Source organism: Deinococcus sp. (assembly GCF_025362455.1).
Taxonomy (GTDB): Bacteria; Deinococcota; Deinococci; order Deinococcales; family Deinococcaceae; genus Deinococcus.
In genome coordinates, this window is the sequence record NZ_JANYGJ010000108.1 from 25,766 (window position 1) to 34,706 (window position 8,941).

At 67.1% G+C, this 8,941-nt stretch carries 7 protein-coding genes; 6 read left to right on the forward strand and 1 reads right to left on the reverse strand.

Annotated elements, in window-relative coordinates; genetic code table 11:
* Positions 1-5: 5 nt before the first annotated feature.
* The 4 genes from Q0R23_RS08580 (at position 6) to Q0R23_RS08595 (ending at position 4,164) form a co-directional block, all read left to right on the forward strand.
* Positions 6-1,067: an ABC transporter substrate-binding protein gene (locus Q0R23_RS08580; RefSeq protein WP_293912103.1), complete on the forward strand. Its 1,062-nt coding sequence runs from the start codon at positions 6-8 to the stop codon at positions 1,065-1,067.
* A 125-nt stretch (positions 1,068-1,192) separates the two neighbouring features.
* Positions 1,193-1,777 (forward strand): DUF3060 domain-containing protein, encoded by a 585-nt coding sequence (locus tag Q0R23_RS08585; protein WP_293912104.1) that lies wholly within the window; start codon positions 1,193-1,195, stop codon positions 1,775-1,777.
* A 103-nt stretch (positions 1,778-1,880) separates the two neighbouring features.
* Entirely contained in the window at positions 1,881-2,816 is a 936-nt protein-coding gene (locus tag Q0R23_RS08590; RefSeq protein ID WP_293912105.1) for a hypothetical protein, read from the forward strand.
* A gap of 112 nt (positions 2,817-2,928) precedes the next feature.
* Entirely contained in the window at positions 2,929-4,164 is a 1,236-nt protein-coding gene (locus Q0R23_RS08595; RefSeq protein WP_293912106.1) for a hydantoinase/carbamoylase family amidase, read from the forward strand.
* 13 nt (positions 4,165-4,177) lie between these two features.
* Here the strand turns inward: Q0R23_RS08595 and Q0R23_RS08600 are convergent, their stop codons facing one another.
* Positions 4,178-6,892 carry an EAL domain-containing protein gene (locus Q0R23_RS08600; protein ID WP_293912108.1) on the reverse strand — a complete coding sequence of 905 codons (2,715 nt, stop codon included), beginning with the start codon at positions 6,890-6,892 and terminating at the stop codon, positions 4,178-4,180.
* A 228-nt stretch (positions 6,893-7,120) separates the two neighbouring features.
* Here Q0R23_RS08600 and Q0R23_RS08605 point away from each other — a divergent pair, with 228 nt between their 5' ends.
* On the forward strand, positions 7,121-7,864 hold the full coding sequence (locus Q0R23_RS08605; protein WP_293912110.1) for a PucR family transcriptional regulator: 744 nt from the start codon (positions 7,121-7,123) through the stop codon (positions 7,862-7,864).
* A 109-nt stretch (positions 7,865-7,973) separates the two neighbouring features.
* Positions 7,974-8,941, forward strand: a 968-nt coding sequence (locus tag Q0R23_RS08610) for an aminotransferase class III-fold pyridoxal phosphate-dependent enzyme (RefSeq protein WP_293912112.1), incomplete at its 3' end; no start/stop codon positions are given.

Below are 8,941 nucleotides of genomic sequence, written 5' to 3' on the forward strand. Positions count from 1 at the left end.
TCCACATGAGGAAATTCGCGCTGCTGTCCGCCCTGCTCGCCGCCGCCGCCCTGCCCACTGTTCAGGCCCAGACGAAGCTCACGCCGATTCGCCTCCAGCTCAAATGGTTTCCGCAGGCGCAGTTCGCGGGCTTTTTCGTGGCGCAGGCCAAGGGGTACTTCAAGGCCGAGGGGCTGGACGTGACCCTGCTGCCCATCGGCGACCAGTCGCCCATTCAGACCGTCGCCACCGGGGCCGCCGACTTCGGCACGACCTGGATCACCGACCTGCTGACTGCTCGCCAGCAGGGCCTCCCGGTGGTCCACATCGCCCAGATTTTCCAGAAGAGCGGCTTCACGCTGGTGTCGCTCAAGGCCAGCAACATCGCCAAACCCGCCGACTTCAAGGGCAAGCGGGTAGGGGTGTGGCCCAGCGGCAACGAGTATCCGGCCATCGCGCTGCTGAAAAAGTACAACCTGACCACCAGCCTCGACAGCACCGTCGCCAGCCCCAGCGTCCAGGCCGTCACCTACCCCTTCGACCCCAGTATTGTTTTCCCCGACAAGGTGGATCTGGTGTCGGCCATGACCTACAACGAGGTCGATCAGATCGCCGGGCTGGGCTACAGCCTCGACAAACTCCGCATCTTCAGGGCGTCGGACTACGGCATCAACCTGCTCGAAGACCTGATGTTCACGTCGCAGAAAACGCTCGACGATAAGGACTTCAAAGGCAGCGGCCTGAGCGGTAAGGAAATCGCCGCGCGGCTGGTGCGGGCCAGCCTCAAAGGCTGGAACTACGCCGTGAAAAATCAGGCCGAGGCGGTCAACATCGTGCTGCCGCTGTGCGGCAACACCTGCAAGGGATCGGGCACCCGCGCCGACGCCAAGGCGCACCAGACCTGGCAGATGGCCGAGGTCGCCAAGCTCTACAACGCCGGGGCGACCCTCCAGGGCAAAGCGGGTTACCTCGATCCTGCTGCGTACAAATCCAACGTGGCGCTACTCAAAGGTGTGGGGCTGCTCAAGGCCGACCCGGCGGCGGGCGCCGTCGATTACAGCGTCTGGGAGGCGGCGACCAAGAAGTAGAATTGACAAGAAGTAGAATTGAACTGTGCGGCCAGTCTTCGTTGCGGAGGCTGGCCGCTACCGTCTCGGCCCGCACCAAGAAACGCTCAAGTCGGCCACTCACCCCGCCTCGCTAGACTCCGGAGATGAAGCCCTGCATGAAGACTGCACTCCTCCCGCTGCTGCTCGGCGCCTGGCTGCTGTGCGGCCCAGCCCAGGCCCAGAGCATCACCATCGGCCCGGACGGCATCAGCGTCACCCCGGCGCCGGGACAGACCGACGTGCCGAACATCCGCATCGACAACAACGGCGTCCGCGTCACGGCGCCAACCCCAACTCCGGCCCGGCCCGGCGGCGTCCGCGTCACCCCGCTCAGCCGGACCATGAACTGCAACGGCAGGAGCGTCACTCTCCGGGGCGAGGGCGAGCGCGTCAGGCTGCTGGGCAACTGCCCGCTGGTAAGCCTCACGGGCAGCCGCAACAGCGTCAGCGTGGAGCGGCTGGGCCAGGTCAACGTGCGCGGCAGCTTCAACGCCGTGACCTACGGCGCTGCGCTGCGCGGAGGCCGCATCGCCCAGAGTCTCAGCGGGACCGGCAACAGCGTCCGGGCGTCGGGCGTGAGCGCCGTGCGTCCGCTGCCGATCAATCCTTCCCACATCAAATCCGTTCCAGGTCAGCCCACACCAGGCAAGCCCGCTCCGGCGGCGCCCAAAACCGCCACGCCGCTGTGAGTGCGCGGCGCCGAACCCTCCTCCGCCCTGATTCACCACCTGGGTAAAACCTGATGTAACAAGTCCAGCACTGCGCCTCACGCCGCCCGCCTAGCATGGAACGATGAAAAGACTTCTGACGGCAGTGCTACTGACCGGCCTCCTGGCGGCCTGCTCCCCCATGACCACGCCCGAAGTCACCAGTTACGCGCTGCCCGGCGCGGCGGTCTTTCCCGAAGGCGTCGCCTACCGCGCCGGAAGCCAGAATTTCTACGTCGGCAGCACCACCGACGGCACCATTTTCAAAGGGACGCTGGGCAACAAGGACACCGAAATCCTGTTGCCCCCGGTGGCCGAGCGGCCCTCCGCCATCGGCATGAAGGTGGACGAGGGCGGGCGGCTGTTCGTGGCGGGCGGCGCCAGCGGCAAGATGTTCGTCTACGATACGGCCACCAAGGCGCTGCTCAAGTCCTTCGAGACGCCCGCCGTCCCCGCTGGTGGCACCTTCATCAACGACGTGGCGCTCACCGCCGAGGGGGCCTACTTCACCGATTCCAACCGACCCATCCTCTTCCGGGTGGCCCGCACGGTCAGCGGCGTGGGTGAGCTGACCCCCTGGCTGGACTTCACCGGCACGGCGCTCACGTACCAGCAGGGCTTTAACCTGAACGGAATTGCAGCTACGGCAGACGGCAAGTACCTGATCGTGGTGCAGTCGAACACCGGCAAGCTGTTCCGCATCACCGTGGCCGACAAGTCGGTGAGCGAGATCAATCTGGGCGGCGGCACCGTGATGAGCGGCGACGGCATCCTGTTGAGTGGGCAGACGCTGTACGTGGTCCGCAACAGCGCCACGCTGATCGTGCCCGTCACGATGTCGGCAGACTACGGCAGCGGCATGCTGGGCACGGCCTTCACCGACGCCAGCCTGCGCTACCCGACCACCATCGCCCTGAATGCTGGCCGCCTGCTGGTGGTGAATTCTCAGTTCGACAAGCAAGGCCCCGGTCTGAGCCCGGAGCTGCCGTTCACCGTGTCCAGCGTGGCGATTCCGAAGTAAACTCCGAAGTGAGTCCTCAGCGTGGACCGTCCTATCATGGGTGCGGTCCACGTTTGCTTGCCCCCCACGCCACCGCCACTAACACACGCCACCGCCCCTAACAGGAGGAACCATGTCGCTCGATCCGCAGCGCACCATCGACGAACTGAAAGCCCTGCGCAGCCTGACCGGCGACGAGCACGGCGCTCAGCGCGTGGCCTTCACCGACAAATGGCTCGAAGCCCGCACGTTTCTCAAGGAAAAACTGCTCGAATTGCCGGTGGAGGTCATCACCGATCCGGCGGGCAACCTGTGGGCCACCCTGAAGGGCGAATCCGAGCGTGAACTGCTGATCGGCGGCCACCTGGACAGCGTGCCCAACGGCGGCTGGCTCGACGGCTCGCTGAACGTGCTGGCCGGGCTGGAAGTGCTGCGCCGCCTCAGCGATCAGTACGCCGGGAAGCCGCCCGTGACCGTCCGGCTGGTCGACTGGGCCGACGAGGAGGGCGCCCGCTTTGGCCGCAGCCTCTATGGGTCGAGCGCCGCCAGCGGCAACATCGACGTGCATGCGCTCGCCCAGCTCCGTGACAAGGGCGGGATCAGCCTGGGCGCGGCGCTGGGCGGGGTCGGGGTCATCCTGGCCGACGCCCCGCAGGCGAAGTCGCAACTGGCAAAGGCGGCGGCCTACATCGAACTCCACATCGAGCAGGGGCCGGTGCTGGAGAATCTGAAGCTGCCGCTGGGCGCGGTGCTGGGCACCTACGGCGTCGAGCGGCACAGCGTCACCTTTCACGGGCAGGCGGCCCACGCGGGCGCCACGCCGATGAAGGTGCGCCGCGACGCGCTGCTGGCGGCGGCCCGGCTGGCGCAGGAGATCTACGTCATCGCCGAGCGCTGCGGCGGGGTCTGCACCATCGGCAGCGTCAAAACCCTGCCCGGCATCGTCACCAGCGTGGTCGAGACCTGTGAGGTGTTGCTCGACCAGCGGCACCTGAACGCGCAGGGCCTGGCCGATCTGTGGCAGGGCGCCCAGGACGCTGCCGAGCGCTTCGCCGAGGAGGGCGGCTGCACGGTGGAGTTCGGTGATCTGTGGAACATCGGGCCACTGCCGTTTCACTCGGAACTGATCGACGCCGTGGAGGCCAGCATTCTGGACGTGACCTCGCACAGTCACCGCCTGCCCAGCGGCCCGCTGCACGACGCGGCGGAAATGTCGCGGGCGGGTATTCCCACCGCGATGCTGTTCGTGCAGAGCCTGCGCGGCATCAGCCACAACAAGACCGAGGACACCGACGAGGCGCACCTGCGGCTGAGTGTGCAGGCGCTCGACAAGCTGACGGACAGAGCGGTCCGTTGGATTCTGCGCTGAGCGGCTTTGCCGGTTATACCGACTCCGGCCCCACCAGCCCGCGCCGGAGCAGGGGCTCGATCTCGTGGGCGGGCAGCGGCCTGGCGAACAGATAGCCCTGAATTCTGCGGCAGCCCAGCGCCCGGAGGGCGGCGAGCTGAGCGGGTGTCTCCACGCCCTCGGCCACGGCGTCCATGCCGAAAGCCTGGGCAATCGAGAGCACCGAGGCGATCAGCGGGCGGCTGCCGCGTTGTGTGTCCAGCGCGGCGGTGAACGAGCGGTCGATTTTGAGCGTGTCGAAGGTCAGGCGGCCCAGGTACGACAGGCTCGAATAGCCGGAGCCGAAGTCGTCCAGGGCGAGCTGGACCCCGGTGGCCCGCAGTTGCGTGATGCGTGAGTCGATCTCGTCGAAACGGCTGACCAGCACGTTTTCCAGCAGCTCCAGGCTCAGGCTCCGGGGGTCCAGACCGCTGCCCGCCAGCGCCGCCTGCACGACCTCGACGAAATCGGGGCACTTGAACTGGATGGTCGAGACGTTGACATTGACCCGGACCAGGAGTCCGGCGCGTTGCCACTCGGCGTTCTGGGCGCAGGCCGCACCCAGCACCCAGCGGCCCAGCGCCACGATCAGGCCGCTGTTTTCGGCCACCGGAATGAACTCGGCAGGCGACAGCGGGCGCTCCGGATCAGACCACCTCAGCAGCGCCTCGACCGCCACGATCCGGCCAGCACCGAGTGGATCAGCACCAAGCTCGATGATCGGCTGATACACCAGATGAAACGACCTCGCCGGGTCGCCCTCCAGGGCGCGGCGCAGGAGGCGCTCGGTCTCCAGGCGCTTGGCCGCGCTGGCGTTGAGGTCCGGCGTGAAGGCGCAGTAGCCCAGGCCACCCTGTTTGGCGCGGTACATGGCGGCGTCGGCGTAGCGTTGCAGGGTCACGGCGTCCTGAGCGTCTTGCGGAGCGAAACTCACGCCGATGCTGGCGCCCACGAACACCTCGGCCTCACCGACCCGGATGGCCGGGCCGAGGGTGCTCAGCAGTTCGCGCCCGATCCGCTCGGTCGTGGCGAAAGCGCGGCCAGGGTCCAGGTCGCCCAGCACCACCATGAACTCGTCGCCGCCCAGCCGGGCCAGCAGGGCGCCCTGCGGAATGCTGCTCTGAAAGCGCCCGACCACCTCGCACAGCACCTGATCGCCCACCGGATGCCCCAGCGTGTCGTTGATGTCCTTGAAGCGGTTGAGATCGACAAACAGCACGGCCACGGCCAGAGGCGGGCGCCCGGACGCCCCCAGCGCTGTACTCAGCGCCGCCCTGAGCGTCTGGAGGCACTGGGTCCGGTTGGGCAGGCCGGTCAGGGCGTCGCAGGTGGCCTGAACTTCGAGCCGGTCGAGCAGTTCGCGGCGCTCGGCGGCGAGCTGCTCCAGGCTGCGGGCGGCTTCGGAGCCGAGCTGCGCGGCCTCGCGGCGAATCAGGCTGAGGGCCTCGTCGCGCACGATCATCTCCAGCACACGGGTGCGTTGGTGCTCGCGGTCCCGGCTGAGCTGGAGTTCCTGGGTTCTTTCGCCGACCCGGAATTCCAGGGCGGCAGACAGCCCCTGCAACTCGCGGTTGAGCCGCTGGAGATCGAGCGACAACACGATCTGCCGGGCGATCACCAGCGCGACCACCAGCGCGGACACCACCTGGGTGCCCACCGATTGCAGCGGCGCCGCCGAGCGCCCGAACCAGACCAGCAGCAGCACGGCGGGCAGCGCCAGGTACGCGCCGTAGCGGGTCGGCAGGTCGGCGGCGCCCCAGGACGTCGCCGTGGCGCTGAGTGAGCGTTCGGGCTGCGCCGGGTCAGATGAGTCCGGGTCAGTCACGTCCAGCCCAGTCACGTCCAGCCGAGAAGAGTTCAGCCCAGGAGCGTCCAGCCCAGGAGAGTCCAGCCCAGGAGAGTCCAGCCCGGCGACGTTTAGCCCAACACCCGGCCAGCTCAGGCTCCGCAGGGCGACCAGGGCGATCAGGGTGGCGCCCCAGACCCAGCCTGCTTCCAGCGGATGCGTGACCGGCAGGCCGTCGATAAAACAGCGGGCCAGGAAATACCCGTCGGCCAGCAGCCAGCAGCAGACCGCCGCCAGCAGCAGCGCGATGTCGGCGCCCGCCTTGCTGCGCCTCCACTGCACCGCGACGATCAGCATGCCGGACAACACCGCCAGGTCGTAGATCGGGTAGGTCATCGCCAGGATCAGCGGCAGGCCGATGCTGCCCCGCGACAGATGCCCCAGGATCGCCGGGGCCAGCACGAAAAACCAGCCGTATCCGGCGATGACGCTCACGATGATGCTGGCGTCCAGGCCCAGGCGCAGGCGCTCGTGCAGGCGGTAGCGGGCGTGCGGCAACCGGGCGAAGCCGATGACCAGCAGCGGCATCGAGAGGGTACTGAAGAAATCGGCAGGTGAGGGAAAGGGGCTGATGTTCAGCACAAACTGAAACAGGCTGACCATCACCATCGCCAGCGTGAAGCAGACCAGCGACGCCGTGATCCAGGCCATCGCCTTTCGCAGACGCCCGGAGTGTTGCCGGGTGACCAGGCCCACCAGCAGCACTGCCAGCAGCAGCGGCACCACCCGGAAGACCACCTCGCCCACCTCGTTGCGTGCCCCGCCGAGGGTGTAGACGGTCCAGACCTGACGCGCCAGCGAAAAGCCGATGACGACCATCATCAGGCCGACAAGGCGGGAGCGGTTAAGTTGGGCGGCGTCCATACGAGTCACCTTTACCGGGCGTTCACAGTGTGCTTGGAGTCTACTGTGTGGCAGGGAGTATGTCGGCTTCGTCACACTGAAAGTGGAGCTTCGTTTTGAGACACTACGGACCTGCCCCGCCCCCTGATTCTCGGCAGACGCAGGCGTTCGTCCGGTTTGCGTTGGAGCATGAGCCGCGCAGGTCGGCTTCAGCCAAATCCGCTAATAATGAGCTGAGGAGGTCTCCCCATGCTCCCCACCCTCTCCGAACTCCTGACCCTTCCGGCTTTCGCGGGGGCGCAGGTGCTGTCCGGGCACTCTCAGCTCGCCCAGCCGGTCACCTGGACGCACGTGAGCGAGATCATGGACGCGGCCCGCTTCCTGTCGGGCGGCGAGCTGATTATCAGCACCGGTACGGCGCTGGCCCACGCCACGGCTGCCGAGCAAGGCCGCTACCTGCGCTCACTGCGAGGGGGCGGCGCTCACGGCCTGGTCCTCGAACTGGTGCGCGACCTGCCGGATGTGCCCCCGGCGCTGCTGGGCGCCGCCCGCCTCTACGATTTCCCGCTGATCGTCTTTCGCCAGGAGGTCAGTTTCGCGCAGCTCACCCGCGCCGCCCACGCCCGGATTCTGCGCCCGCCTGCCGCCGCCGCCGAGCCCTCGCTGGCGCCATTGCTCGACGCGCTGGCCGAAACGGGGCGCAGCCTGGCCTTTCTGGAAGCGCAACTGGGGCCGCTGCTGGCGTTGCCTGCCCGCCCACGGGCCGCCCTGATCGGCACGCTGGAGGCGCTGCTGCACACCAATTTCAACGTGGCGGAGTCGGCCCGGCGGCTGGGCGTGAGGCGTCAGAGCGTGTATTACCGCCTGGAGCAGCTCACCGGCATGCTGGGCGACCTGAGCGATCACCGCCGCCAGGTCGCGCTGCATCTGGCGCTGGAACTCAACCGGAGTGAGGTCGGCGAGATCAGGCCCGGAACGCTGAAAGGGGGCTGAGGCGCCCCACTGGACACCTTCCTCACTGGACACACTGTCTCTTGCGCCCTGAACGCGGCGGAACCTACACTGGGTGAGCCAACCCCGCACTCACTCAGGAGGCTCAGCCATGCCAGACGCGCACCAAGGCAGTTCGCAGATCGTTCACGAGAACCGCGAGCACACCCTGTTCTCGTGGAGCGTGCAGAACGCCACCAACCCGATTCACATGACCGGAGGCAAGGGCAGCCACTTCTACGACGGTGACGGCAACACCTGGCTCGATTTTTCCAGCCAACTGATCAACCTCAACGTGGGCCATCAGCACCCCGCCGTGCTGGAGGCCATCAAGGCGCAGGTGGACATCATGTGCTTCGCCGGTCCCGCCTTCGCCACCGATGTCCGCGCCACGCTGGGCAAGAAGCTGCGCGAGGTCACCGGCCTCGGTAAAAGTTTCTTCACCCTGGGCGGCAGCGAGGCCAACGAGAACGCCATGAAGATGGCCCGCCTGTACACCGGACGCGACAAGATCATCACCCGTTACCGTTCCTACCACGGCGCCACCATGGGCTCGATGACCGCCTCCGGCGACCCGCGCCGCTGGCCGGTCGAGCCGGGCGTGCCGGGCATCGTGCGGGCCTTCGATCCGTACTGTTACCGCTGCCCGTTTGGCAAAGAGCCCAACTCCTGCAAGCGTGAATGCGTCTCGCACATCGAGGAGATCATCCAGATGGAGGGGCCGCAGAACATCGCCGCCATCATGGTCGAGGGCATTACCGGCAGCAACGGCCTGCTGGTGCCGCCCGACGATTATTACCCCAAGCTGCGTGCCCTGTGCGACAAGTACGGCATTCTGATTATCGACGACGAGGTGATGAGCGGTTTCGGGCGCACCGGTAAATGGCTCGCCACGCAACATTACGGCATCAAACCCGACATCGTGACCTGCGCCAAGGGCCTGACCAGCGGGTACATGCCCCTGGGCGCCGTGGTCGTCAGTGACGCCATCGCCGAGTATTTTGAGACGCATTTTCTGGCGGGCGGCCTGACCTACAGCGGGCACCCGGTCAGCCTGGCGGCGGCGGTGGCGAACCTCAA

Excerpts from the sequence above, each read along its gene's own strand:
- Q0R23_RS08580 (WP_293912103.1), top strand. The coding sequence starts at position 6 with ATGAGGAAATTCGCGCTGCTGTCCGCCCTGCTCGCCGCCGCCGCCCTG.
- Q0R23_RS08590 (WP_293912105.1), top strand. The coding sequence starts at position 1,881 with ATGAAAAGACTTCTGACGGCAGTGCTACTGACCGGCCTCCTGGCGGCC.
- Q0R23_RS08605 (WP_293912110.1), top strand. The coding sequence starts at position 7,121 with ATGCTCCCCACCCTCTCCGAACTCCTGACCCTTCCGGCTTTCGCGGGG.
- Q0R23_RS08585 (WP_293912104.1), top strand. The coding sequence starts at position 1,193 with ATGAAGCCCTGCATGAAGACTGCACTCCTCCCGCTGCTGCTCGGCGCC.
- Q0R23_RS08595 (WP_293912106.1), top strand. The coding sequence starts at position 2,929 with ATGTCGCTCGATCCGCAGCGCACCATCGACGAACTGAAAGCCCTGCGC.
- Q0R23_RS08600 (WP_293912108.1), bottom strand. The coding sequence starts at position 6,892 with ATGGACGCCGCCCAACTTAACCGCTCCCGCCTTGTCGGCCTGATGATG.